22 protein-coding genes are annotated in these 23,436 nt (G+C 73.0%); 14 read left to right on the forward strand and 8 right to left on the reverse strand.

Features of this window, described 5'->3' with window-relative positions; translation table 11 throughout:
- Positions 1-15: 15 nt before the first annotated feature.
- The gene (locus Pen02_RS16740) at positions 16-1,206 is read right to left on the reverse strand and encodes a type VII secretion protein EccE (RefSeq protein ID WP_203866979.1); all 1,191 of its coding nucleotides are present in this window, start codon (positions 1,204-1,206) and stop codon (positions 16-18) included.
- A gap of 58 nt (positions 1,207-1,264) precedes the next feature.
- On the opposite strand from Pen02_RS16740, the gene eccB reads away from it, so the two are divergent.
- Positions 1,265-2,731 carry a type VII secretion protein EccB gene (gene eccB / locus Pen02_RS16745; protein WP_203866980.1) on the forward strand — a complete coding sequence of 489 codons (1,467 nt, stop codon included), beginning with the start codon at positions 1,265-1,267 and terminating at the stop codon, positions 2,729-2,731.
- 30 nt (positions 2,732-2,761) lie between these two features.
- Here the strand turns inward: eccB and Pen02_RS16750 are convergent, their stop codons facing one another.
- Together Pen02_RS16750 and Pen02_RS16755 are read right to left on the reverse strand one after the other, a co-directional pair.
- Entirely contained in the window at positions 2,762-3,169 is a 408-nt protein-coding gene (locus Pen02_RS16750; protein WP_203866981.1) for a YbaB/EbfC family nucleoid-associated protein, read from the reverse strand.
- Positions 3,166-3,591: a YbaB/EbfC family nucleoid-associated protein gene (locus Pen02_RS16755; RefSeq protein WP_239140927.1), complete on the reverse strand. Its 426-nt coding sequence runs from the start codon at positions 3,589-3,591 to the stop codon at positions 3,166-3,168. Before Pen02_RS16755 ends, Pen02_RS16750 begins: the two co-directional genes overlap by 4 nt.
- A 108-nt stretch (positions 3,592-3,699) precedes the next feature.
- On the opposite strand from Pen02_RS16755, the gene Pen02_RS16760 reads away from it, so the two are divergent.
- Complete coding sequence (locus tag Pen02_RS16760; RefSeq protein WP_203866983.1) at positions 3,700-4,071, forward strand: hypothetical protein; 372 nt, start codon at positions 3,700-3,702, stop codon at positions 4,069-4,071.
- Positions 4,071-5,141: a hypothetical protein gene (locus tag Pen02_RS16765; RefSeq protein WP_203866984.1), complete on the forward strand. Its 1,071-nt coding sequence runs from the start codon at positions 4,071-4,073 to the stop codon at positions 5,139-5,141. Before Pen02_RS16760 ends, Pen02_RS16765 begins: the two co-directional genes overlap by 1 nt.
- Positions 5,142-5,449: 308 nt before the next feature.
- Here Pen02_RS16765 and Pen02_RS16770 read toward each other — a convergent pair whose 3' ends face one another.
- From Pen02_RS16770 to eccCa, 3 genes are all read right to left on the reverse strand, one after another.
- Positions 5,450-5,740 carry a hypothetical protein gene (locus Pen02_RS16770; protein WP_203866985.1) on the reverse strand — a complete coding sequence of 97 codons (291 nt, stop codon included), beginning with the start codon at positions 5,738-5,740 and terminating at the stop codon, positions 5,450-5,452.
- An 80-nt stretch (positions 5,741-5,820) separates the two neighbouring features.
- Entirely contained in the window at positions 5,821-6,144 is a 324-nt protein-coding gene (locus Pen02_RS16775; protein WP_203866986.1) for a WXG100 family type VII secretion target, read from the reverse strand.
- A gap of 166 nt (positions 6,145-6,310) precedes the next feature.
- The gene (gene eccCa, locus Pen02_RS16780; RefSeq protein WP_239140853.1) at positions 6,311-10,327 is read right to left on the reverse strand and encodes a type VII secretion protein EccCa; all 4,017 of its coding nucleotides are present in this window, start codon (positions 10,325-10,327) and stop codon (positions 6,311-6,313) included.
- Positions 10,328-10,420: 93 nt separating this feature from the next.
- On the opposite strand from eccCa, the gene Pen02_RS41815 reads away from it, so the two are divergent.
- The 6 genes from Pen02_RS41815 to Pen02_RS16805 all read left to right on the forward strand — a co-directional run bounded on the left by Pen02_RS41815 (position 10,421) and on the right by Pen02_RS16805 (position 16,017).
- The gene (locus Pen02_RS41815; protein WP_239140855.1) at positions 10,421-10,789 is read left to right on the forward strand and encodes a hypothetical protein; all 369 of its coding nucleotides are present in this window, start codon (positions 10,421-10,423) and stop codon (positions 10,787-10,789) included.
- Positions 10,782-11,792, forward strand: a complete 1,011-nt coding sequence (locus Pen02_RS16785) for a WXG100 family type VII secretion target (RefSeq protein ID WP_203866988.1) — start codon at positions 10,782-10,784, stop codon at positions 11,790-11,792. The genes Pen02_RS41815 and Pen02_RS16785 overlap by 8 nt, the downstream gene beginning before the upstream one ends.
- Positions 11,793-12,045: 253 nt before the next feature.
- Entirely contained in the window at positions 12,046-13,092 is a 1,047-nt protein-coding gene (locus Pen02_RS16790; protein WP_203866989.1) for a FecCD family ABC transporter permease, read from the forward strand.
- Positions 13,093-13,231: 139 nt separating this feature from the next.
- On the forward strand, positions 13,232-14,269 hold the full coding sequence (locus tag Pen02_RS16795; RefSeq protein WP_239140857.1) for a FecCD family ABC transporter permease: 1,038 nt from the start codon (positions 13,232-13,234) through the stop codon (positions 14,267-14,269).
- Positions 14,270-15,085, forward strand: a complete 816-nt coding sequence (locus tag Pen02_RS16800; protein WP_203866990.1) for an ABC transporter ATP-binding protein — start codon at positions 14,270-14,272, stop codon at positions 15,083-15,085.
- Positions 15,067-16,017 (forward strand): ABC transporter substrate-binding protein, encoded by a 951-nt coding sequence (locus Pen02_RS16805; protein WP_203866991.1) that lies wholly within the window; start codon positions 15,067-15,069, stop codon positions 16,015-16,017. The genes Pen02_RS16800 and Pen02_RS16805 overlap by 19 nt, the downstream gene beginning before the upstream one ends.
- 172 nt (positions 16,018-16,189) lie before the next feature.
- Here the strand turns inward: Pen02_RS16805 and Pen02_RS16810 are convergent, their stop codons facing one another.
- A complete protein-coding gene (locus tag Pen02_RS16810) occupies positions 16,190-16,996 on the reverse strand; it encodes an SAM-dependent methyltransferase (RefSeq protein ID WP_203866992.1) in 807 nt (268 codons plus the stop codon).
- A gap of 430 nt (positions 16,997-17,426) precedes the next feature.
- Here Pen02_RS16810 and Pen02_RS16815 point away from each other — a divergent pair, with 430 nt between their 5' ends.
- The 5 genes from Pen02_RS16815 (at position 17,427) to Pen02_RS16835 (ending at position 21,746) form a co-directional block, all read left to right on the forward strand.
- Complete coding sequence (locus Pen02_RS16815; RefSeq protein ID WP_239140859.1) at positions 17,427-18,068, forward strand: sigma-70 family RNA polymerase sigma factor; 642 nt, start codon at positions 17,427-17,429, stop codon at positions 18,066-18,068.
- Entirely contained in the window at positions 18,052-19,140 is a 1,089-nt protein-coding gene (locus Pen02_RS16820; RefSeq protein WP_203866994.1) for a hypothetical protein, read from the forward strand. The genes Pen02_RS16815 and Pen02_RS16820 overlap by 17 nt, the downstream gene beginning before the upstream one ends.
- Entirely contained in the window at positions 19,137-20,315 is a 1,179-nt protein-coding gene (locus Pen02_RS16825; RefSeq protein WP_239140860.1) for an ABC transporter ATP-binding protein, read from the forward strand. Before Pen02_RS16820 ends, Pen02_RS16825 begins: the two co-directional genes overlap by 4 nt.
- A complete protein-coding gene (locus tag Pen02_RS16830; RefSeq protein WP_203866995.1) occupies positions 20,312-21,160 on the forward strand; it encodes an ABC transporter permease in 849 nt (282 codons plus the stop codon). The genes Pen02_RS16825 and Pen02_RS16830 overlap by 4 nt, the downstream gene beginning before the upstream one ends.
- Positions 21,161-21,341: 181 nt before the next feature.
- Positions 21,342-21,746, forward strand: a complete 405-nt coding sequence (locus Pen02_RS16835) for a YbaB/EbfC family nucleoid-associated protein (protein ID WP_203866996.1) — start codon at positions 21,342-21,344, stop codon at positions 21,744-21,746.
- 102 nt (positions 21,747-21,848) lie between these two features.
- Here the strand turns inward: Pen02_RS16835 and Pen02_RS16840 are convergent, their stop codons facing one another.
- Positions 21,849-23,081, reverse strand: a complete 1,233-nt coding sequence (locus Pen02_RS16840; RefSeq protein WP_203866997.1) for a PucR family transcriptional regulator — start codon at positions 23,079-23,081, stop codon at positions 21,849-21,851.
- Between the last annotated feature and the right edge of the window lie 355 nt (positions 23,082-23,436).

Below are 23,436 nucleotides of genomic sequence, written 5' to 3' on the forward strand. Positions count from 1 at the left end.
GTCGGCGGGCCGGGCTCACCGGGGGACCAGTCCCAGCGTCGCCCCGGTCGGCGCGGTCGCGTACACCCCGGTGGCGTGCTCGCCGTTGAGCCGGACCAGTCGGACCCCGGCAGCGGCGGCGGCAGCCCGCAACTCGCGTACGCACGCGTCGACCGACTCCGGCACGGTGGCGACCCGGACCAGGGTCCGGGCCCTGGCCCGGTCGTCCCGGGGGCGGGACTCGCCGCGCCGGCCGAACACCACCGCGACACTCACGTCGAGCGCGGACGGGACCTGCGTCAGCGCCCGCAACGGATCCACTGTGGTGTTCGCCGGCCAGGCCCGTACCGCGAAGCAGACCTGCACCCGGTGCTGGCCCCGCCAGTGCGACCACCGTTCGTGGCCCGGCCCGGCCGCCGAGCCCCCGTCGACGCCGCACGAGTACGCCAACGCCTGCCGCAGGCCGTCCCCGTCCAGCACGGTGTGTTCGACGTCCAGGTTGGCCAGCCCGGTGCCGACCCGGGTGATCGCGGCGGTCAACGCCCGGTGTACCCCGGCCAGCCCGCCCCCACGGTCCGCCGCCACCGTCGCCGCGTCCCGGGCCGAGAGCCGGGCGGCGATCCAGACGTCGTGGTGCACCGGCACCGACAGCCCCCGGCACAGTTCCAGGTACGACTGCGCGGCGGCGGTACGCGGGTCGACGGCGGCGATCGGCAGTGCCGAGTGCCGCAGCACGATCTGTACGGTGCTGGCCGGCAGCGCCGGGTCGGCGGCCAGTTCGGCGAGCCAGTCCAGCCGCAGCGGTGTGGGGGAGAGCCCGGACAACCCGTCCGGATGCTGCACGGCGATCGCCGCGAACCAGCCCAGCGCGTCCTGGCCCACCCCGATCGTGCCGGACCGGTCGGTGACGGTGCTGGTGCTCGGGCTCGGCGACAGCACCGCCAGCAGCGGGTCGTACCCCCCGGCCCGGCGCAGCGCGCGCAGCCCGGCCCGGCGGCGACGGGCCAGCCGCAGCCGGGCGCCCAGCGCCTCGTACCACCAGCGGCCACCGGACCGGCCGAACGTGCCGACCAGCAGCACGGCGGCGGCGGTGCCGGCCAGCGCACCCGGCAGCGGGGACAGTGCGTAGACGGCGGCGCCGGCCGCGAACAGTCCCAGCTCGACGGCGACGAGTTGGACCGTGCCGAACCGGCCGGTGGGTCGACCGACAGCCATCAACTCCGGCATGGTCCACACCCTACGTGCCGACGCTATGATGTCGCATCGGGCGAGGGCGGGGTGGGGGATGCGCAGCCGTCGGGAACAGGTCCAGGCATACCGGTTCCTCATCCGACGGATCGTCTCCGCGTTGCTGGCCGGCGAGCCCGAGACGAACGAGCTGCCGATGCGGCGGTTCGCCGTCGCGATGCTCGGCGGACTGCTGGCTGCGGTGCTGCTCTTCGCCGGCTTCGCCGTCTACGGGCTGCTCCGGCCCGGCGGCCGGCAGCCGGTGGAGAACGCGATCATCGTGGAGCGCGGCACCGGGGCGAAGTTCGTCTACACCCAGGGCCGACTGCATCCGGTACTGAACTGGACGTCCGCGCTGCTCATCATCGGGCAGCCGAATCCGGCCGTACGGAACATGTCGGAGAGTTCGCTGCGTGCGGTGCCGCGCGGGCTGCCGATCGGGATCCCCGACGCGCCCGATTCGCTGCCGTCGAGGTCGGCCCTGCTGGGCCTGCCGATGACGGTGTGCAGCGCGCCCCGGTCGCTGACCTCGGTCGCCCGGGCCACCCACGTGTTGCTGGGCTGGGCGCCGACCGGTGGCGCGCCGGTCGGCCGGCAGGGGCTGCTGGTGAGTGTGGACGGTGGCGACCGCTATCTGCTGTGGGACGAGCACCGGCTGCGGATCCGGGGCAACGGAGTACTCGCCGCGCTCGGTTGGGCGGGTATTCCACCGGTCGCGGTCGGCGAGGCGTTCCTCAACTCCGTACCACCCGGTCCGGACCTGGTGGCGCTGGCGCTGCCCGGCGCCGGCTCGACCGCCCGGCCGAGGATCGACGGCGAGCGGACCCGGATCGGGCAGTTGTTCCGGGCGGCGGGCAAGTCGTACGTGATGCTGCCGGACGGGCTGGCCCCGGTCGGCGCGGTCAGCGCCCGGCTGCTGGAGGCCGCCGGACGTGCGGTCAACGAGATCTCCGCCCAGCAGGCCGGCCGGTTGATCGTGGACACCCCGGCCGAGCCGCCCGGTTTCCCCGACGAGGTGCCGCAGGTACGCGGCGCGCAGACCCCGACCCCGATGGTGTGCGCGAGTTACCGCGACGACGGCGGCGCGGCGGAGCACCCGGTGACGATCGAAACCTTCGGCGCCGTACCCGGGCAGGTGCCGCCGGTCGAGGAGCAGGCGGCGGGGGCCGGCGCCGACGGCGTACGGCCGGCGGACCGGGTGGCCCTGCCCGGCGGGCACGCGGCCCTGGTCCGCGCCGCGAACCCGATCGGCGCGAACGCCGCCGGCAACGTCTATCTCGTCACCGACCAGGGGCTCAAGTTCCCGCTGTCCCGGCCCAACCTGGAGAAGGTGCAGACGTCGCTCGGCTACGGGGGCGTCCGGCCGGTGCAGGTGCCGGCGAGCATCCTGGCGCTGGTGCCGACGGGAGTGGCCCTCGATCCGGAGGCCGCACTGCGGCTCTCCCCGCTGCCGACGGTCGCCCCGGCCGGCCCCGACGCCGGTCTCGGCGGCCAGGTGCCGGGCCAGACCTCCGGGCCACGCTGACCCGGAGGTGGCCGAGGCGGGCCGGACCGGCTACGCCCCTGGTCGGCGTGGCGGCGTGGTGCGCAGGACCAGCCGGTCGCACTCGGCCACCTCGGGCGGGGTGAGTTCGGCGGCGGCCTGCTCGTACGCCGCACGGGCCCGCTGCTGGGTGGCCTGCAACACCCGGGTCACCACCTCGCCGAGCTTCACGTGGTGGTACTGCTGCAACGCCGCTCCGCGCAGCCGAACCTCGGTGACGACGCCGGCACCGGTCACCCGGACGCTGATCCGGCCGTCCCGGCTGTGCCCCTCGACCTGCGCCGCCGCCAGGCGCTGGAGCGGACCGTCCATGTCGTCCAGTGCGGCGAGCGCCCGGCGGGACAGCTCCTCGTAGCCGGCCTCGTCGTGCGGCGAGTACGCCAACGGTTCGAGGTCCTCGGGATCGTCGTGTCCGGTCACCGGTCGTCCCTTCCCAACACCCCGCCGGTCAACTCCGCTCCGCCGGGCGCCGATCCGGCGGTACGCCAGCCCTCCGCACCGGTCTGCTCTCCGAGCCGTGCCGGTACGGGCGGCAGCACCTCGGCGGCGATCGCGGCGATCGCGTCGCCGAGACGCTGCTGGGCGGCGGCCACCGCGGCCAGCACCGCCTCCTCCACCACGGCGGGGTCGTGCCGAGCGACAGTCTTCACGAAGGTCACCCGGACCACGGTGCCCTGGCCGTCGACCACAGCGGTGACCAGCCGGGCCGGATCACTGCCCTGGTAGGTGTCGGCCGACAGCCGCTGCCACTGCGCCTCGGTGCGGGCGATCGATGCCTCCAGCGCGGCCAGTGCGGCGGCGCCGGACGCGGCGTCGGCCGGGTCGGGATCGTCCGCGGGCATCGCCACCTCCGCAACGTTGGGACCTCGGCCCGACAGGCACTATATTTTACGGAGACCGACTCGATGTTCCTCCATGCCAGGCAGAAGCGACAAACTGGGGAGACGGCGTTGAGCATCCCGGACGATTCCACTTCCGCTGGCGCACCGCTGTTCCAGGCGCAACTGCCGGAGATGCGGGCGGCGGCCAACCAGATCGCGGGCCTGGCCTCCGACTACCGCAGCTCCTTCAAGCCGATTACTGGCGCGGTCGAGGGCACGGTGGCCAGCAATGCGGGTCTGCCGAGCTTCAGCATGCTGGCACAGTTCTTCGCCGTCGCCCTCTCGGCGGCGATCCAGAAGGTCGCCGACGAACTCGACACCCAGGCGGTGAACGTGCGCCAGGCGGCGCAACAGTTCGAGGAGGAGGACCTGGCCCAGCGGCAGCGGGTCGGCACCCTGCACTTCGACGACCGCCTGTTGCCGAGCCGAGGGGTGGCCTGATGGGCACGGTGAGCTTCATGGGCCTGAAGCTGTCGGATCCGGGGGTGGCCCAGGCCATTCTCCTGCCGGTCGTGCAGTCCTTCGTCAGCAGCATGACGAAGACGCAGAGCAACTTCGGCACCGCCGCCGCCCTGCCGAACCTCACCGGCGCGGCCGGAACCGCGCAGCAGGATCGCCGGAGCATCGCGTTGAACGCGCTCCAGCAGGTCATCGGTGGGGTCGTCGGGGCACAGCAGACCACCAGCACCGGCAGCGCCCAGTTGCAGGCCAGCAAGGCCCAACTCGACGCGATCGTCGCCAGCGCGGTCGCGGGCGGCTACCAGGTGCTGCCGACCGGGCAGGTGACGCCGAGCGCGTGGCAGCGGGCGTACTGCAAGGCGACCTGGTCGCACGGCGGTGCCGCCCGATGGGCGATGTACGAGATGCGGGCGGCGCAGTACACGGCGCAGATCGCCGCCACCACCGGGCAGGCGTCGACATTGGACGCCCAACTCACCACCGCGCTGGTGAAGCTGGCCACCGACTACCTAAGCAGCCTGTTCCAGAAGGACTCCGACGCGGGCACCACCTCGGTACCCGCGCTTCCGGACATGCCGCCGCTGTCCCCGTTGCCGGCGCCGACAATCCCGGCACCCGTCGGCAGTGACCTGGGCGGATCGACGCCGAGGCCGTTGCCGACCGGGGTCGGGGTGGATCTCGGCGCCGGTGCGGAGTTGACCGGCACGACGGCACTGGCCGGCGCGGGTGCCGGAGGTCCGCTCGGTGGCGCCGGTGCCCTCGGGGCCGGCCCGGGTGGACTGGGGCTCAGCGGGGCGTCGGCAGGTAGTCCCGCCGTCGCGCTGCCGGGCGGCGTGGCGGGTGTGGGTATGGCCGGGGCCGCTGCGGCCGGCGCAGCCGGTGCGGCGGGTGCCGGCCGGGCCGGCGTCGGCTCGTCCATGATGGGCGTCGGCGGATTCGGCGGTCACGGCGGCGGGGCGGGCGACTCGGGCGAGCACGAGGTCGCGGACTGGCTGGTCGAGGATGGCGAGCCGTTCAGGTCCGGCGACGCGCCGGACGGTGTGATCGGCTGAGGGGGACCACACCCGCCTGGTCACCGGCGACGCGGTCACCGAGATCACTCGGCTCAAGACAGCGGACGCCGCCTCACCGCTACCGCGTCGCTCTCACCTAGCGGTTGGACCGGGGAGAGATGCGTTGCTGGACCGGACGTGGTCCCGGTCCAGCCTGGGATCTCCAGAGAGTCGATCCGCGACAGTCCCACGCCGGGGCGAGGACGGCACCGAAGCCGTCACGCCGGGGCGGGTAGCCAGGGGACACCCTCCCGGCTACCCGAAGACGAGCCGGTGCGACCCGCGCACCGATCACCCACCCGTTGCTGTCAGCGCTTGCTCATCAGTGCCGCCGCCTTGCGGTCGACTTCCTTGAGCGACTCGCTCGCGTCGCTGACGACGGTGCCGGCCTTCAGGACCACCTGGTGGAACTCGTTCCACAGTTGCTCCATCTGCCGCTTCCAGACCTCGAACTCGGCCCGGGCGTCGCTGTCCCACGGGATCTTCGCGAGATCCGCGACGAAGTTCTTGGTGGTGACCTCGATGTTGATGCCGTGCTTCTTGAGCTTCATGGCCGCGGCCTCTGCCTCACCGTGGACCATCCGGATCTGGCTGCTCATGCTTCCTCCGTCTCGAACGGTGCCGAAGTCCAGATGGGCTTCCCCGACCGGGGACCACCCGCCGTTTCGACCGGGCCGGGCTAGCCGGTGCGGGTGATGTCGTACTTGATCGCGTTGACCGACTCGCCCATCGAGGCGTTCGCGTCGGCGAACGAGCGGTTGACCGTCGCCAGGTCGTCCCGCATTTCGGCCATCTTGTCCTGGAGCCGGCGCGCTCCGTCGACCATCTCGCTCGCCACGGCGTAGAACTTGCTGGCCGCCTCGCCCTCCCAGCCTCGGGTCCGGAGCTGGTTCACCGCGAGTTCGATGTTCCTGATCTGCATGTTGATGACCCCGTGCGCCTGATCCACGAGATTAGAGGCGCCCTTGGCGTTGCCCTCTTGGTGGTCGAAGACCTGTGCCACGCTACCCTCCGGAAACTGAGCAGAGGTGGGACGCCCACTCGTCGGCGTCTCTATCCGGCCAGGGTAGCCGATGCCCGCATCGAAAAGCACCGTCGACGATTACCGACCGACGAACCGACGGTTTCGATTCGCCCGGAACCGTCGGCCGACGGCAGTACGGCGTGGTTCACTGTGGATCGAGCCAGGCCGTCTGCACCAGGTTCACCCCGTCGCTGCGCCGGATCAGGGTGCCCCGGCCGGGTGGCTGGGCACTCGGCCGGAGGTGTCCGAGTACGGCGCCCTCGTCCGGGTTGCCGGACATCAGCAGCCCCGGGGTGTTCAGGTCGGTGAGGGTTTGCAGGACCGACTCGTACATCGCCCGGCCGACGCCGCCACACCGCCGGGCCAGGATCAGGTGCAGCCCGATGTCCCGGGCCGCCGGAAGCAGGTCGACCAGCGCGTCCAGCGGGTTTCCGCTGCTGGTGGCGACCATGTCGTAGTCGTCGACCAGGACGTAGATCTCCGGGCCCTGCCACCAGGAGCGGCTGCGGAGCTGCTCGGTGGTCACGTCCGGGCCGGGCAGCCGGGCGGTCATCGCCTGGGCGATCCCGCCCGCCATCCCCGCCGTGGTCTGCGCCGACGGCGTGTAGTCGAGCAGGTGCTCGCCCTCGACCACGCCGAGCAGGGTGCGCCGATAGTCGACGATCACCAGCTTCGCCTCGCCCGGCGAATGACGCTCCACGATGGTCCGTGCGATCAGCCGGAGCAGGTTCGTCTTGCCGCACTCGGCGTCGCCGAGCACGATCAGGTGCGGTTCGGTGTCGAACGCCAGGCGTACCGGGGCCAGGTAGGTCTCGTTTAGGCCGATCGGGATGCCCGGCTCGGCCGTCCCGGCAGCCTCGGACAACTGCGCGGCGGCCAGCATCCGGGGAAGCAGCCGTACCGCCGGGGCCGGCTCGTGCCGCCAGCCGGCCCGGACCCGCGCCACCAGGTCGGCGGCCCCGGCCGGCAGGTCGTCGGCACCGGCCTTGCCGTCGATCCGCGGCACCGCCGCCAGGAACTGGAGCTTGTCGCGGGTCACGCCACGGCCAGGGGTGTTCTCGGGTACGTTCGCCGCGGCCCGCCGGTCGATCTCGGAGTCGCTCGGGTCGCCCAGCCGCAGTTCGAGCCGGGTGCCGAACAGATCCCGCATGTTGTAGCGGACTTCGGACCAGCGGGTCGCGGTGATCACCACGTGGATGCCGAAGCCGAGGCAGCGGGCGGCGAGCTTGGTGATGGTCTCCTCCTGCTGCTCGAACTCCTCCCGCACCGTGCCCCAGCCGTCGACGACGAGGAAGACGTCCCCGAACGGGTCGTCGGTGATCTCGCCGCTGGCCCGCAGCGTCCGGTACGCGTCGATCGACTCGACGCCGAGTTCGGCGAAGCGCGCCTCCCGCTCGTCCAGCAGTACGCTCACCTCGGCGACGGTGCGCCGGATCGCCTCCAGGTTGCGGCGTACCGCGACTCCGGACAGGTGCGGCAGGCCCTCCAGCGAGCGCAGCGTGCCGCCGCCGAAGTCCAGACAGAAGAACTGCACCTCACGCGGGCTGTGGGTGAGCGCGAGCGCGCAGAGCATCGAGCGGAGCAGGGTGCTCTTGCCGGTACGCGGCCCGCCGACGATCACCACGTTTCCGCCGGCTCCGGCCAGGTCGACGAGGAACGGGTCGCGGCGCTGCTCGTACGGGCGGTCCTCGATGCCGACCGGCACGACCAGTCGCCCGACGCCGGGCCAGGTCGCGGTGACCAGGCCCCGGTGCTCGTCGACGACCGGCTCGCCGAGGAGTGCGTCGAGGCTCGGCGCCACGTCCAGCGGGGGCAGCCAGACCTGGTGCGCCGGTGGGCCGTGCCGCAGCCTGTCCACGATCACGTCGAGCATGGTGGTCTGCCGGCCGACGTCGGCGGCGTCCCCGGTCGACCCGGCCGGATCGTCGGGCACCGCCGGCAGCTCCGGCGGGATCGGTACGTGCCCGATGCCGAACGGCACGATCCGACGGCGTACCAGGGCCTGGGCCACCGGGCCGGAGAGCATGGCCGCGCGGTACGGGCCGGAGACGTACGCGGCCCGGAAGCGGAGCATGGTCAACGTGCCGGCCTTCAGGTAGCCGTGCCCGGGAGCGTTCGGCAGTTCGTACGCGTCCGGCACGCCGAGCACCACCCGGCTCTCCATCGCGGAGAAGGTCCGCAACCCGATCCGGTACGACAGGTGGGTGTCCAGCCCGCGCAGCCGTCCCTCCTCCAGCCGTTGACTGGCCAGCAGCAGGTGTACCCCGAGCGAGCGGCCGAGCCGGCCGATGGTGACGAACAGGTCGATGAAGTCGGGCTTGGCCGCCAGCAGTTCGCTGAACTCGTCGCAGATGATCAACAGGCTGGGCAGCGGTGCGAGCGGTTCACCCGCCCGGCGGGCCTTCTCGTACTCGTACCGGGAGACGTAGTTGCCGGCCGCCCGCAACAGCTCCTGCCGGCGGACCAGCTCGCCCGCGACGGCGTCCTCCATCCGGTCCACCATGGCCAGTTCGTCGGCCAGGTTGGTGATCACCGCACTGGTGTGCGGCAGCACGTCCAGCGAGGCGAAGGTGGCGCCGCCCTTGAAGTCGACCAGGACGAGGTTCAGCTCCTCGGAGGAGTGCGTGACGGCCAGCGAGACCACGATCGTGCGGAGCAGTTCGCTCTTGCCGGATCCGGTGGCGCCGATGATCAGCCCGTGCGGGCCCATGCCGTCCTGGGCGGCCTCCTTGAAGTCCAGCTCGACCACCGAGCCGTCGACGCCGATGCCGAGCGGGATGCGCAGCCGGTCCCGGTCCGGGCGGGGCCGCCAGCTCCGGGCCGGGTCGACCGCACCGGCGTCGCCGAAGCCGAGCAGCTCGGGCAGCTCGGTGACCCGTGCGGTGGCCTCCTCGGTCTCCACGTGCCGGGACAGCCGGTGCGGGGCGAGCTGGCGGGCCAGTCCGTTGGCCTGCTCGACACCGAGCCGGTCCGGTACGCCCAGCGGCATGCTCCGGTCGCCCCGGTCGGCCGAGAGCGTCTCCGGGGTGACGTCGAGGCAGAGCAGCCACCGGCCGGCGTCCCGGGGCACCATCCCGGACAGGTCCAACACGGTCGTGCCGAGTACGCCCGCGCCGTGTAGCTGCGAGGTCGCCGGCACCTCGCCGCCGTCGAGTACCACCAGCAGGTGTGCCGCCGTGGTCAGCGGTCGGGCGTCCGGCGAGTGTCGCGGCCGGACGGTGAACTCCTCCTGGAACGCCTCCTCCAGCGCGGCCGTCGACTCGAAGACCAGCCGGGTCGCCCCGGCGCCGTCGCTGATCCGGTCGTCCTGGGCGTGCGGCAGCCACTTGACCCAGTCCCAGTCCGGCTGCCGCTCCGGCGCCGTCACCACGGCGATCCGGACGTCGTCCGGCGAGTGGAACGTCGCGAGCTGGCCGAGCAGCGCCCGGGCGAGGCCGAGCACCGGATCCCGGTCGCCGCGCAGCACCAGCCGGCTGAACGAGCGGAGCTGGATGGCCAGCGGCAGGTCCGGTACCACGGACTGGGCCCGGACGAAACGGCGTAACGCGATCGCGGTCAACGGTTCCAGGTCCTCGATCGGCCTGGTGTCCGGCGGCTTGATCGTCACCGACAGCTTCTGGGTGCCGGACGCGACCCGTACCTCGGCGAAGTCGTCGTCGGTGCTCCGCCGCTCCCACATCCGTCGGGACGCGCCGATCGACCAGAGCGCGTTCGGGGCGGGATGCCGCCACAGCAGGGCGGTGCGCTGCTGTGCCGCCGCGTTGTGGGCCTTTCGCCGGGCCTGCGTCAGATAACGCAGGTAGTCGCGGCGCTGTGCGTCCACCTCGGCCCGGCTGTTGCCGTGTCCGCCGCCCATCGAGGTTGCCGCCATGCCCAGCATGGAGAGTCCGAACAGGCCACCGACCACGTAGGTGAGCGGGCCGCCGCCCCGACCGGAGTAGAGCACGGCCATCGCGGCGACGCCGGCCACCATCGGCACCAGCATCAGCACCTGGGCGAGGCTGCGGGGCAGCGGTTCCGACAGTTCGGGCGGCGACTCCAGCGGGAGTTCCCCCCGGGGCAGCGGTGGTGACGGCTGGCGGGGTGGCCGGCGGAACAGGACGGTGCCCGCGGCACCTTCGCGGGCGCCGGGAAGGCGAGACTGGGCCTCGGTGACCTCCACGAACCGGGATACTATACGGAGAGCTTCCCGATACTCTCCGCTTCGTTGGCTAGACTTGCCGTCACCCCCGTCTCGGCGCTTGGAAGGGCTGCGATGGCCGCCGATGAGTTCGCCGTCAATCTCCTGTCGCTGCAAGACTTCCAACACCGGCTTCAGCCCCGGATCGAGTCGGCGTACGCCGCGCTCACCGCGTTGACCACCGCGCCCGGCAACGAACGGCCCGCGCTGGGCGGGTTCCACGACGCGCAGCGCACCGCCGACCGGCACCAGGAACTGCACGACGAGTACGTCGCCCGGCTGCGCCGCCTGGTCACCGCGTTGACGGTGGCGCAGGCCGCCACCGCCCAGGTCATCGAGATCTACCGGACCGTCGACGAGATCAGCGGCAGGAACGCCGGACAGATCGCAGGCGCCCTCGGCGCGGTGAGTGAGGCTCTGCATGGTGGCCGACGCGATGGTTGACGAGTACCACGAGCGCTACCGGCAGCAGACCCACGAGGAGCTCTACCGACTGCTGATGGAGGGGAAGCCGGCGCAGGTCGACGGCATCGCCGACACCTGGCACGCCGTCGAGGGGCGGCTCGGGGCGATCGCGACGGGGCTGCACGAGGACCTCTCCCGGATACTTCCGGAGTGGACCGGGCCGGGCAGCCGGGATTTCCAGTACCGGTTGGGTCTGATCATCAGTTACGCCGGGAAGCTGGCCGAGGAGGCAGCGGCGCTGCGTACCGGGCTGACCGTGATGTCGGGCTCGCTTGCCGAGGCGCAGCGCCAGGTGGAGGCGGACCGCCCCGAGCTGGCGCAGGCGGGGTACGACGACTTCTCCCCGGTACTCGGCCACACGCTGTCCGAAGAGGAGCGTGCCAAGGCGCGCGAGCGGGTCTCCGCCCAGGTGGCCCGGCTCGCCGCCGAGTACGCGGTCACCGACCACCGGAGCTGGCCGGCGACGATCCCGGTCGAGCCCGGCGACCTGCCGGTGGTCGGCGGACTGGTCGGCAACCTGGACCTGCCGGCGGGGGTCACGGTCACCGATCCGTCGCCGATCGCCACGGAGGTGCCGGCCGCCGGCACCGCGCTCGCCGGTGCGGGTTCCTTCGGCGACGCGCCGCCGGGGGTCGGCCCGCTGGCCGCCGCTCCGTTGTCGTCGCCGTCGACCCAGCCGACCGGTTCGCTGAGCGGAGCCGGGCCGGTGCTGGCCGGCGGCGGCAGCCACCTGATCAGTCGCGCGGGCAGTGTCGAGGGCCGCCCCGGTGCCGGCGTCGCGGCTTCGGGGGCGGCTGCCGGCGCGGGCGCGATGCCGATGATGGGTGGGGCGGGCGCCGTCGGCGCCGGGGCTCCCGGCGGCGGCTATCCGATGACCGATCCCCGGCTCGCCAGCGACGGCACGGCATGGTCCGACGACGGCACGCTGGAGTGGAGCGACGAGGCGGACGCGCCGCCGTCGATCCTCGGTCACGACGGCTAGCCGGTGGTCCGACGGCCCGGCCCGGTGGGGTCAGGGCCGTCGGGTCTCGGGCGCCGACGATACCTCCACGTCCCCGCAACCTGTCACGTCGGGTAAGGGGACGGTTGCTGTCCGCCCGGCCGATCGGAGCGGATCGCCCGGATCCGGGCTCCGGCGCAGGTCGCGGCGGTGAGATCCGTCATCCCGGTTAGGTGCGGCGAAACACGAACCGTAAGGTTAGCCGAACCTAATTCGAGGGGTACGGAGAAACGACGTGACGACGGTAGCGGCCGGGGTGACCAGCCCCGGCACCCGACCGGGTCGCCGGGGCGGCCGGCGCGTCGCGGTCACCGGCGCGGTGGCCGTACTGCTGGTGCTGACGGTGCTGGCCAGCCTCGCACTCGGCAGCAAGCCGCTCGCGCCCGCCCAGGTGTGGTACGCGCTGGTCGCGCCGGACGGCGGCGAGGCGAGCACCATCGTCCGGGAACTGCGGGTGCCGCGTACCCTGCTCGGGCTCGTCGTCGGCCCGGCACTCGCACTGGCCGGGGTACTCCTCCAGGCGCTGACCCGCAACCCGCTGGCCGAGCCGCGCATCCTCGGGATCAGTGCCGGTGCCTCCCTCGGCGTGGTACTCGCGATCGCGGTGTTCGGGGTCGGCACGCTGGCCGGGTACGTCTGGTTCGGTGTCGTCGGCGCCCTCCTCGCCGGCCTGCTCGTCTTCGGCATCGCCAACCGGGCCCGCGAGGGTGCCAGTCCGGTGACGCTGGCGCTGGTCGGCGTGGCCCTGGACGCCAGCCTCGGCGCGATGGTCATCGCCCTGCTCACCACCGACGCCCGCACCTTCGAGGAGTACCGGTTCTGGGTGGTCGGCGGTCTGACCGGCCGGGACACCGCCGTCGCCGGCCAGGTCGCGCCGTTCGTGATCGCCGGCATCCTGCTGGCCGCCTTCGCCGCCCGTGGCCTGGACGCGCTCGCCCTCGGCGACGACGTCGCCCAGGGGTTGGGCCACCGGATCGGGCTGGTCCGGCTCTCCGGGGGCGCGGGTGCCGTGCTGCTCGTCGGGGCGGCCGTCGCGGCGGCCGGGCCGATCGCGTTCGTCGGGCTCGCCGTGCCGCACCTGGCCCGGGCCCTGGTCGGCACCGACCACCGCTGGACGCTCGGGCTGGCGGCGCTGCTCGGGCCGGTACTGCTGCTCGCCGCCGACATCATCGGCCGGCTGGTCGCGCCGCCCGGAGAGGTGCCGGCCGGCATCGTCACCGCGCTGCTCGGCGCACCGCTGCTGGTCCTGCTGATCCGGCGCGCCCGGGTGGTGACCGCATGACCGGGCGGCGAGCGGCCGTGACCGGGCGACGTGCGGCCGTGGTGGCCGGGCGAGGCGTCGCCGTGGCCGGGCTATCTGCGGCGCTGACCGGGCGACGCGGGCGAGGTGCGCCCGTCGGCGGGGGTACGGAGGAGGTGCGATGACCTCGGTGCCGATGGGCCGTACCCTGGTCCGGCTCGGCCCCACCCGGCTGGTCGTCCGGCACCGGCCGGTGATGGTCGGCGCGGTACTCGTCGTCCTGCTCGCCGCCGCCGTGGTGCTGGCCCTCTGCGTCGGCACCCCGTACGTCGCACCGCAGGACGTGCTCCGGTCGCTCACCGGCGCCGGCACCCGGTACGACCTGGTCGTGCTCGACCTGCGGCTGCCCCGGGTCGTGCTGGCGGTGGCGGTCGGGGCGGTCTTCGGCATCGCCGGCACACTGATCCAGAGCGTCGCCCGCAACCCGCTGGCCAGTCCCGACGTGGTCGGCGTGAGCCAGGGGGCGGGACTGGCCGCCACGGTGGCGCTGACCAGCGGGGCGAGTGCCGCGCTGATCGCCCCGGCCGCGCTCGCCGGCGGCCTGCTCGCGGCGGTCGCGGTGCTGCTGCTCGGCCTGCGACACGGACTGGCCGCGCAGCGGTTCGTGCTGGCCGGTGTCGCCGTCGCGGTGGCGCTGCGGGCGCTGACCGAGGTGGTGATGCTCTCCGCCGACCCGATCGAGGGGGTCCGGGCACAGATCTGGCTGGTCGGCACGCTGGCCGGCAAGGGCTGGCAGGAGGCGGCGTACCTCGGCGCGACCCTGCTGGTGCTGCTGCCGGTGCTGCTCTGGGCCGGCTGGGCGCTGAACGGCAGCGCGCTCGACGACGACACCGCCCGGGGGATCGGGCTGCGTCCGGTGGCCCGCCGGATCGGCCTGGCCACCACCGGGGTACTGGCCGCCGCGATGGTGACCGCGCAGGTCGGGGCGGTGGACTTCGTGGCGCTCGCCGCCCCGCAACTGGCCCGTCGGCTGGTCCGGGCGGAACGCCCGCCGCTGTTCTGCGCCGCCCTGGTCGGTGCGCTGCTGGTGGTCCTGGCCGACCTGGCCGGGCGCCGGCTGTTCGCCCCCACCCAGCTACCGGCCGGGGTACTCACCGCCGCGCTCGGCGGGCCGTACCTGATCTACCTGCTGCTCCGTGGCCGACGGAAGGTCTCCTAGATGCTCTCCACGCGCGATCTCGCGGTCGGGTACGAGGACCGCACGGTCATCGACGGGCTCGACCTGGAGTTGCCGGCCGACGCGTTCACCGTCATCGTCGGGCCGAACGCCTGCGGCAAGTCGACCCTGCTCCGGACCATGGCCCGGCTGCTCACCCCGCGCCGGGGCACCGTACTCCTCGACGGGGCGGCGATCCGGGACCTGCCGACCCGCGCGGTCGCCCGCCGGCTCGGCGTACTGCCGCAGAGCCCGCTGGTGCCCGAAGGAGTGACCGTCGTCGACCTGGTCGGCCGGGGGCGGCAGCCGTACCAGCGGTGGTGGCGGCAGTGGTCGCCGGAGGACGAGGTCGCGGTCCGCGAGGCGATGACGCTGGCCGACGTCGAGACGCTGGCCGAGCGGCCCGTCGACACCCTCTCCGGCGGGCAGCGGCAGCGGGTCTGGATCGCCATGACGCTGGCCCAGGACACCGAGGCGCTGCTGCTCGACGAGCCGACCACCTTCCTCGACCTGGCCCACCAGGTGGAGGTGCTCGACCTGCTGCACCGGCTGCGTGCCGAGCGCGGCCGGACCGTCGTCGCCGTCCTGCACGACCTGAACCAGGCCGCCCGGTACGCCGACCACCTGATCGCGATGCGGGACGGCGCGGTGGTCGCCGCCGGGCCGCCCCGCGAGATCCTCACCGCGGACCTGGTCCGCGACGTGTTCGGGCTCGACTGCGTCGTCGTGCCCTGTCCGGTGACCGGGGCGCCGCTGGTGGTCCCGGCATTCGGCACGCTGTCCCTGAAGAAAGGTTCGTCATGCGCCGCACAGTCATAACCCTTCTCGCCGTCACCGCGCTCGGCGCCGGCCTGGCCGGCTGCACCAGCAGTGATCCGGTGGCCGGGGAGGGCGCCGGGGAGCAGACCCGGACGATCACCCACGCGATGGGTACCACCGAGGTCCCGGCGCAGCCGAAGCGGGTGGTGGTGCTCGACTCCGACAAGATCGACAGCGCGCTGTCGCTCGGCGTCGTACCCGTCGGGGCCGCGCAGGCCGGCGAGGTCGCCGGCTGGCCGTCGTACTTCGGTGCGGACAGGGTCGCCGGGATCAAGCAGGTCGGCCTGCTCACCGAGCCCGACCTGGAGGCGATCACCGCGCTCCAGCCGGACCTGATCCTGGGCAGCAAGTTCCGCCAGGAGAAGTTCTACGACGAGCTGTCCGCTATCGCCCCCACCGTCTTCACCGAGCGGGTCGGCATCACCTGGAAGGAGAACTTCCTCCTCGACGGCCAGGCGCTCGGCAAGGAGCAGGAGGCCAAGGACCTGCTGGCCGGGTACGAGAAGCGGGCCAAGGACCTCGGCACCAGGCTCGGCGACGCCGCCGCCCGGAAGATCTCGATCGTCCGCTTCCGGCCCACCGAGATCCGGGTGTACGGCCCGGATTCCTTCTCCGGTCTCGTCCTCGGTGACGTCGGGCTGGGCCGGCCGGAGCGCCAGTTGCTGGCGAACAAGGAGGACAAGCGGTTCGACAAGGTGAGCCCGGAGCGGATCTCCGAGGTCGACGGGGACATCATCTTCGTCACCGCGTTCGGCGAGAAGGCCGCCGCCGAGCAGGCCAAGGTGACCGGCGGCAACCTGTGGAAGAACCTCTCGGCGGTCAAGGCCGGCAAGGCGTACGTGGTCGCCGACGAGACCTGGATGACCGGGATCGGCGTCACCGCCGCCGGCAAGATCCTCGACGACCTGGAGAAGTTCGTCCCGACCGCCTGACGGCACCGGCTCCGCCGCCCGGGCGGGCTCGCGACCGGCGAGCCGCCCGGGCGGCGCCTTCGGCGGGGGCCGGTGCGGTCAGCAGTTCCGCGATCGAAGCAGTCGGAGCCTTCCGTTCGGCTTCACCGGCCCGCGCCCGTACGTCGTCCTCGTGCGACCCGGGCGCGACAGGTCAGCGCTTGCGGGCGATGCCGCCGGCCATCAGGCGCTCGGCCACGGTCAGCTCGTGGCCGAGCGGAGTCTCCGGCCGCCATTCCGGCAGGGACACCAGGCCCGGCTCGACCATTTCGAGGTCTCCGAAGAACCCCTGAAGTTCGTCCAGGGTACGGAACCGGCCGGTGCCCAGCACGCTCAGGTAGGTCTCCTCGAGCGCGGCGGCCTCGGGGAAGGACGCGCAGAAGCTGGTCATGAACAGATGACTGCCGGAGGGCACCGCGTCCATGTACGCCTTGGCGACGCCCTGCGGGTCCTCGCTGTCGTGCAGGTGGTGCAGGATGCCGACGAGCAGTACCCCGACCGGCTGGGAGAAGTCGATGAAGCTCCGCACCTCGGGGTTGGCGAGCACGGCCTCCGGGTCCCGCAGGTCGGCGGTGACCACGGTGGTGTTCTCGTTCTCGACCAGCAGCGCCCGGCCGTGTGCCAGCACGATCGGGTCGTTGTCGACGTAGACGACCCGGGCCTCGGGCGCCGACCGCTGCGCCACCTGGTGGGTGTTCTCCCGGGTCGGCAGTCCGGAGCCCAGATCCATGAACTGGCGGATGCCCGCCTCTTCGACCAGGTAGCGGACACCTCGGCTGAGGATCTGCCGGTTGTAGGCCGCCACCTCGGGAAGCTGCGGCACGATCTTGAGCATCTCGCCGACGACGGCGCGGTCGATCGCGAAGTTGTCCTTACCGCCGAGGACGACGTCGTAGGCGCGCGCGATGCTCGGTTTCGAGGTGTCGATACCGACGGGAGTCGGTCGGTCCTGCTCCGTCATTGATCCTTCTTCCGGAGGGTCTCACCCGTGTCCCGGTGGATCCTATAGGACATCTCGGGCCGGCACGGACGGGCGTCCGGCCATCATGGACGGTGGACGGGCTGCGGGGCGCCGGGGCTGGGAGATCACCGACGGGTCGCCTCCGCCGGCCGGTCCCAACGCCTGGCCAGCCGCCGAAGCCTCGGAACTCGAAGCCGGGTGATGTGGGGCCGGCACGCCCGCCGACGGACCGCTCCGGACCGACGCGGCGCGGCTGGCGGGCCGGGGCGCTCTGTCCGCCGGGACGGGCGTCGGCTCGGCGGGGGCGGTGTGCTCTGTCCGCCGAGGTGTCGGCCTGAACTCGCCAGGGCGGGGCGCAGCCGTGGAAGGAGTTCCGAAGTTTTCCGGTCGGCGGATGTCACATCCGGCGGGCCGGCGGTGCTTGAAAGATGTGGAGGAAGATGTGGAACTCGTCGGGCACGGTGTGACGGCACTGGCCGCCGTCGCCAGCGCGCTGCCGTCCCGGGGCGGCAGCAGGGCGGCCGGGCGAGCCGGACGGAAGGATGCCGTGGCAGTGTCGACTCCTGCGGGACGGAACGCCATCCGACCTGATCTCGAACGGGTCTTCCGGGCCGCCTATCCACGGGTGGTCGGGGTCGCCGCCCGGGTACTCGGCTCCCGGGACCAGGCCGACGACGTGGCGCAGGAGGTGTTCCTGGCGTTCGGCCGCTCCTCGGTGCCGGCGGCGGAGGCGGTCGGGTGGCTCTGTGTCGCCGCTGCGCACACCGCGCTCAACCATCTCCGTACCGGCCGGCGTCGCGCCTCCCGGGAGGAGGCGGTAAGTGGCGCTGCCCCTGTCAGTCCTGACGTCGCCGACCTGGTGGTGACCCTCGACGAACGGCGCCGGGTGCGGGCGGCACTGGCCCGGTTACCCCGCCGGCAGGCCGTAGCCCTGGTACTGCGGCACAGCGGCCTGAGCTACGCCGAGGTGGCCGCCGCTCTCGATCTGTCCCCCGGCAGCGTGGGCACCGTGGTGCGCCGCGCCGAGTCCGCCCTACGCAAGGAGTTGAACCGGCATGCGTCATCCGACTGACGGCACGCTGCGCCGGCTGGTGGACGAGCCAGCCGGCGTCGCCGACGCCGACCGCGAGCACGTCACGGGCTGCCCGCAGTGCCTGTCCGGGCTCGCCACCGCCCGCCGGGACGCGGCGGTCACCAGCGCGGTACTCGACGTCGAGGTCACCGCCGACGTCGAGGCCGGCTGGCAGCGCCTGTCCCACGCCGTCGCCACGGCCGAGCCCCGGCGAACGGCGATCACCGCCCGCGTCCCGCGCTGGGGTACGGCACTGCGCCGCCCGGTGATCGCCGGTGTCGCCGTCGTCGCGCTGCTGACCGGGGCCACCGCCGCCGCTGCCGCGAACTGGCTGCCGATTTTCCGTACCGAGCGGATCGCCCCGATCACCGTCACCCATGCCGACCTGCTGAGCCTGCCCGACCTCTCCGCCTACGGCGAGGCCAAGGTGACCGAGGTCGCCGACGTCCGCGCCGTCGCCGACGCCGCTGCGGCGCAGAAGGTCACCGGTCTCACCGCCCCGAGGGTGGCCAAGCTGCCCCGTGGCGTGACCGGGCAGCCGACGTACCACGTCGGCAACCGGGTGAGCGCCACGTTCACCTTCTCGACGGCGACGGCGGCGCAAACTGCGGCGTCCGCCGGCAAGCCGCTGCCGCCGCCCCCGCCGGGCCTCGACGGCAGCCCGTTCCGGATGACCGCCGGTCCGGGCCTCGCCGCGGTCTGGTCGCAGTCGCAGGGCAGGCCCGCCATGATCGTCGGCCGGGTGGTCGCGCCGACCGTCTACTCCTCGGGCATCCCGTTCGAGACGGCCCGCGACTACCTGCTCTCGCTGCCCGGCCTGCCGGCGGACGTGGCGTCGCAACTGCGCGGCTTCACCGACACCGGTACGACGCTGCCCCTGATCGTGAAGACCGGTCGGGAGACCAGCTTCTCCGCCGAGGTCGACGGCGCACCGGCCACCGTACTGCACACCCGGGACGGCGCCCTCGCGGCCGTGTTCTGGGTCAAGGACGGCATCGTCAACGCGGTGGCCGGCTCGCTGAGCACTGACGAGGTGCTGTCGGTGGCCCGGGGGCTGCGGTGGGACCGATGATGACCGGCCCCACCGCCCGGCCGGGCGGCACCCCTTCCCCCGACGTCTCCTCCCGGGGCCGCTCTTCCGCCGACGTCTCCTCCTCCGACGTCCCGTCCCGTGCCGTCTCCTCCTCCGACGTCCCGTCCCGTGACATCCCCTCCTCCGACGTCCCGTCGCGTGACACCCCCTCCTCCGACGTCCCGTCGCGTGACACCCCTGCGGCTGAGGTCTCGGCTCTCGACTCCGCGCAGCGGCTCGTCGCCGACCTGTCCCCGTCACCGGCGGTCTGGTGCTCGGGTCTGCGCAAGCGGTACCGGCGACGGACGGCGGTCGACGACGTGTCGCTCACCGTCGGTCGGGGCGAGGTGGTGGGCCTGCTCGGGCCCAACGGAGCCGGCAAGACCTCCGTGATCAAGATGCTGCTCGGCCTCGTCCGGCCGGACGCCGGCGAAGTGCTGCTGCTCGGGCGACCGGGGCGGGACCCGTCCTCCCGGGCCCGCGTCGGCTACCTGCCGGAACTCTTCCGTTACCAGCCATGGCTGTCCGCCGCCGAGGTGCTGGCGCTGCACGTCCGGCTCACCGGTCTCACCGTGCCGGCCGAGGAGCGGCAGGAATGCCTGGCCACGGTCGGCCTCGCCGACCGCGCCACCGACCGGGTCGGCGGCTTCTCCAAGGGCATGCAGCAGCGCCTCGGGCTGGCCGTCGCGCTCGTGGCCCGCCCCGAACTCGTCATCCTCGACGAGCCGACGAGCGCCCTCGACCCGGTCGGTCGGGCCGACGTGCGGGACCTGGTGCTCGCCCTCAAGGCCCGTGGGGTCGCGGTCCTGCTCAACTCGCACCTCATCGGCGAGGTCGAGCGGGTCTGCGACCGGGTCGTCATCCTCGACAAGGGCCGGGTCGTCGCCTCCGGCACCCTTGCCGAGCTGCTCGGTCAGCGCGAACTGCGGCTCCGCCTGGACGGGGTGGACGCGCAGGCGGAAGCCCGGCTGGCCGCCGCCGGCCCGCTCACCCGTACCGGGGACACGTTCACCGTCACGCTCCCCGGTGAGCAGGACGGCGGCATCGTACCCGAGCTGGTGGCGGACCTGGTCCGGCTCGGGGTACGCGTACACGCCGTCGAGCCGGGGCGGATCAGCCTCGAGGAGCGGCTGCTCGACATCCTCCGTACCGGTCCCACCGAGGAGCACCGATGACCGCCCGTACCGTGTTCACCGTCGCCGCGCTCACCATCCGGGAGGCCGCACGTCGCCGGGTACTGCTGGCGCTCGTCGCCCTGACGGTCGTGCTGCTCGGGCTCAGCGCCTTCGGTTTCTCCCGGATCGACGCCGAGTTCGGCGGGCTCACCAGCGGCGAGGCCCGGTTGGTCGCCGCCCTGGTCCTCAACCTGGTGATGTTCGGCCTGAGCCTGACCGCCGCGCTCGGCACGGCGTTCCTCGCCGGCCCCACCCTGGCCGGCGAGACCGAGACCGGGATCGCGCTGGCGGTGCTGGCCCGTCCGGTCCGCCGCGCGGCGGTACTGGTGGGCAAGTGGCTGGGCCTGGTGACCTTCGGCTGCGGCTTCGTGGCCGTGGCCGGACTCACCCAGCTCCTGATCGTCGTGGTCACCACGGGCTACTGGCCACCACGGCCGGTGACCGGTCTGGGGCTGCTGGCCGCGCAGACCGCCGTCCTGCTCACCCTCGGCCTGCTGCTCTCCACCGCCGTCTCGCCGATGGCGTCGGGCATCGTGGCGGTCGGTCTCTTCGGCGCCACCTGGATCAGCGGGGTGGTCGGCGCGTTCGGCGAGGCGCTCGGCAACGACAGTGTCGCCCGGATCGGCACCGTCTCCCGGATGCTGCTGCCGACCGACGGCCTGTGGCGCGGAGCCATGAACGCCTTCCAGGACCCGAGCCTGCTGGTCCAGTTCCAGGAGGCGTTCAAGGGACACCCGTTCCTGAGCGAGTCGGCGCTCACTCCCACCTACCTCGCCTGGACCGGTCTCTGGGTCGTGCTCGCCCTCGGGCTGGCGGCAATCTCCTTCCAGCGCCGGGACCTCTGACCGGACCGTCCCGACCCTGCCGAGAGACCTTTGGACGACCCTGCCGGGACCTGGGAGTCGCCTGTTCCTACCTCGCCGGCAGACCTGTGGACCACCCGTTCCCACCCTTCCGGCAGGTCGCGCCGGCGCCCACCCGGCAGACTTGTCGACGGGATACCCGGCGGGCGGGGAGGGATCTGGCATGTGGGAGAACAAGGCGGAGCTGGACGCGGCGCAGCGCCGGGTGGGTGCCTGGCAGGCGTCGTTCGCCGACCGTGCCGACCGGACGGCCGAGCTGTCCCGCCAACTGACCGGGTTGCGGGTGACCACGTGCAACCCGGACGGGCTGGTGGAGGTGACGCTCGACCCGTCCGGGATCCTCGTCGACCTCCGGTTGGACGAGCGGACCCGGCAATGGCCGGCGGCCCGGGTGGCGGCGGAGATCCTGGCCACCGTCCGGGCCGCCGGGACGGAGTTGCTGCGCGAGGTGACCGAGGCGACGGTACGGTCGCTCGGCGCCGAGGACCCGGCCGGCCAGGCGCTCATCGACTCGTACCGCAGCCGGCTGGCGCCGCCGGACGCCGGCCGGGACGGTCCGGTCGACTGAGGTGACCGCACGGGTCCCGGGCTCACCCCGGCGATCCGCGTTGACGGGCGGGCGGTCAGGCTTCGAGCGCCGGTCGGGCTCGGGCCGCCGCGACCAGGCGGTTCAGTTGGTTGGGCGGTAGTGGCCGGTGAGCCGGCCGAGTTTCAGCGCCAGGTGCAGGCAGAGCCGTTCGTTGCCGTCCTTGAGATCGGTCTCGGCGAGCTGCTCCACCCGGTGCAGCCGGTAGTAGAGCGTGGTGCGGTGCAGCCGGAGCTGCTCGGCCGTGGCGTGCGCGTTCCCGGCCAGGTCGAGGTACGCCTCCAGGGTCTCCAACAGCACCTGGTTGGAGTCGTCGCGCAGCAGCCGGTCCAGCCCCGGATGCACGCCCGCGACGTCGAGGTGCTGGCCGTTCATCCGGGACAGCATCCGGTAGATGCCGAGGTTGGACCAGGAGATGATCGGGCCGAGCGCGGAGAGCTGCCCACCCACCCGGGCCGACTGGAGCGCCTCGTCGTAGGCGTGCACGACGTCGGCAAGCCGGGAGCGGGGCTCGCCGATGCCGACCACCACCCGGGCCACCGAGGGCAGGCTCCGGGTCGCCTTGTGCAGCGCGTCGCTCAGGTGCTTGGCGGTCGCCTCGGCGGACGGACGGCCGGCGCCCTGGCCGCCGCAGATCAGGAGTACGCCCTGGTCGTGCCGGATCAGGTGCAGCGCCTCGCGGATCCCGACCCAACGGCGGGTGGCCACCAGCATCTGCTCCAGGGCGATCCGGGCCACCTCGTCGAGTACCTGTCCCCGGGCCGGGACGAGCTGCGCCACCACCGCGTTCGCCGACCCGTCGGCGGCGACCACCCCCTCGGCGAGCAGTGAACGGACCGCCTCGGTGCGGATCTCGGGACTGTCCACAAGCAGCGCCCGGGCCGCCTCCGCCTCCCGCTGCGAGGCCAGCTCGCCGAGCAGGTTCTCCCGGTACAGGGCAAGGGACAGGTCGGACATCGCCCTGGTCACGGTCTCGATGTCGCCGTCGGTCATGCCGCCGTCGGCGTCGATGAACCAGACGAACCCGAGCAGCAGGTCGTGGTGGGTGATCGGCACGCAGAGCCGGGGCAGCAGGTCCAGTTCGGGGCAGGCCGGGGTGCGGACCGGAGTCCGGGCCTTCATGATGCCGACGTCGTGGAACCACGAGATGACCTCGGGCGTGGTGTGCCGGCGCAGGATGGAGGTCCGGCGTACGTCGTCCATCAGGCCGGTGTGCTCGCTGTACACGACCACCCGCTGCCGGCGGTCCTCGATCAGCGCCGGCCGGCCCACCCGGGCCGCCACCGCGTCGACGATGCGTTGCAGCTCCGCGTGCATGCCTTCCCCTGATCCTCCTCGTGGCCGGTGGGCGGCCCGCACCGCCGGGGCACCGACGTCGGGCACCGCCGGTCCTTACCCTCCGACGGCACCGGCCCGGTACGCAAGAGGTTCGGGGCGTACGGCACAAGTCCCGACAGAAGTCCTGATCCACCCAGCGGGCTTCCTGCATCTGTCCGAAGACCTGGAAACGTCGATGTCCTTACCGTGCTTGCGACATGCCGCGACCGTGGCGCCACCCCCGCGCCCCCGGACCGCGCACGTTCCCGAGCAGTCGAGCCCCCTCGAACACCCGAACACCAGAGCAGTCGAGCCCCCCGAACACCAGAGCAGTCGAGCGGTCGAGCCGATCAGC

The sequence above is a fragment of the Plantactinospora endophytica genome (assembly GCF_016862915.1).
Lineage (GTDB): Bacteria > Actinomycetota > Actinomycetes > Mycobacteriales > Micromonosporaceae > Plantactinospora > Plantactinospora endophytica.

What these genes read in the sequence shown, in the direction of transcription:
- Pen02_RS16740 (WP_203866979.1), bottom strand. Translation starts at nt 1,206, where the DNA reads ATGCCGGAGTTGATGGCTGTCGGTCGACCCACCGGCCGGTTCGGCACG.
- eccB (WP_203866980.1), top strand. Translation starts at nt 1,265, where the DNA reads ATGCGCAGCCGTCGGGAACAGGTCCAGGCATACCGGTTCCTCATCCGA.
- Pen02_RS16755 (WP_239140927.1), bottom strand. Translation starts at nt 3,591, where the DNA reads ATGCCCGCGGACGATCCCGACCCGGCCGACGCCGCGTCCGGCGCCGCC.
- Pen02_RS16765 (WP_203866984.1), top strand. Translation starts at nt 4,071, where the DNA reads ATGGGCACGGTGAGCTTCATGGGCCTGAAGCTGTCGGATCCGGGGGTG.
- Pen02_RS16770 (WP_203866985.1), bottom strand. Translation starts at nt 5,740, where the DNA reads ATGAGCAGCCAGATCCGGATGGTCCACGGTGAGGCAGAGGCCGCGGCC.
- Pen02_RS41815 (WP_239140855.1), top strand. Translation starts at nt 10,421, where the DNA reads ATGGCCGCCGATGAGTTCGCCGTCAATCTCCTGTCGCTGCAAGACTTC.
- Pen02_RS16785 (WP_203866988.1), top strand. Translation starts at nt 10,782, where the DNA reads ATGGTTGACGAGTACCACGAGCGCTACCGGCAGCAGACCCACGAGGAG.
- Pen02_RS16795 (WP_239140857.1), top strand. Translation starts at nt 13,232, where the DNA reads ATGACCTCGGTGCCGATGGGCCGTACCCTGGTCCGGCTCGGCCCCACC.
- Pen02_RS16800 (WP_203866990.1), top strand. Translation starts at nt 14,270, where the DNA reads ATGCTCTCCACGCGCGATCTCGCGGTCGGGTACGAGGACCGCACGGTC.
- Pen02_RS16805 (WP_203866991.1), top strand. Translation starts at nt 15,067, where the DNA reads ATGCGCCGCACAGTCATAACCCTTCTCGCCGTCACCGCGCTCGGCGCC.
- Pen02_RS16810 (WP_203866992.1), bottom strand. Translation starts at nt 16,996, where the DNA reads ATGACGGAGCAGGACCGACCGACTCCCGTCGGTATCGACACCTCGAAA.
- Pen02_RS16820 (WP_203866994.1), top strand. Translation starts at nt 18,052, where the DNA reads ATGCGTCATCCGACTGACGGCACGCTGCGCCGGCTGGTGGACGAGCCA.
- Pen02_RS16825 (WP_239140860.1), top strand. Translation starts at nt 19,137, where the DNA reads ATGATGACCGGCCCCACCGCCCGGCCGGGCGGCACCCCTTCCCCCGAC.
- Pen02_RS16830 (WP_203866995.1), top strand. Translation starts at nt 20,312, where the DNA reads ATGACCGCCCGTACCGTGTTCACCGTCGCCGCGCTCACCATCCGGGAG.
- Pen02_RS16835 (WP_203866996.1), top strand. Translation starts at nt 21,342, where the DNA reads ATGTGGGAGAACAAGGCGGAGCTGGACGCGGCGCAGCGCCGGGTGGGT.
- Pen02_RS16840 (WP_203866997.1), bottom strand. Translation starts at nt 23,081, where the DNA reads ATGCACGCGGAGCTGCAACGCATCGTCGACGCGGTGGCGGCCCGGGTG.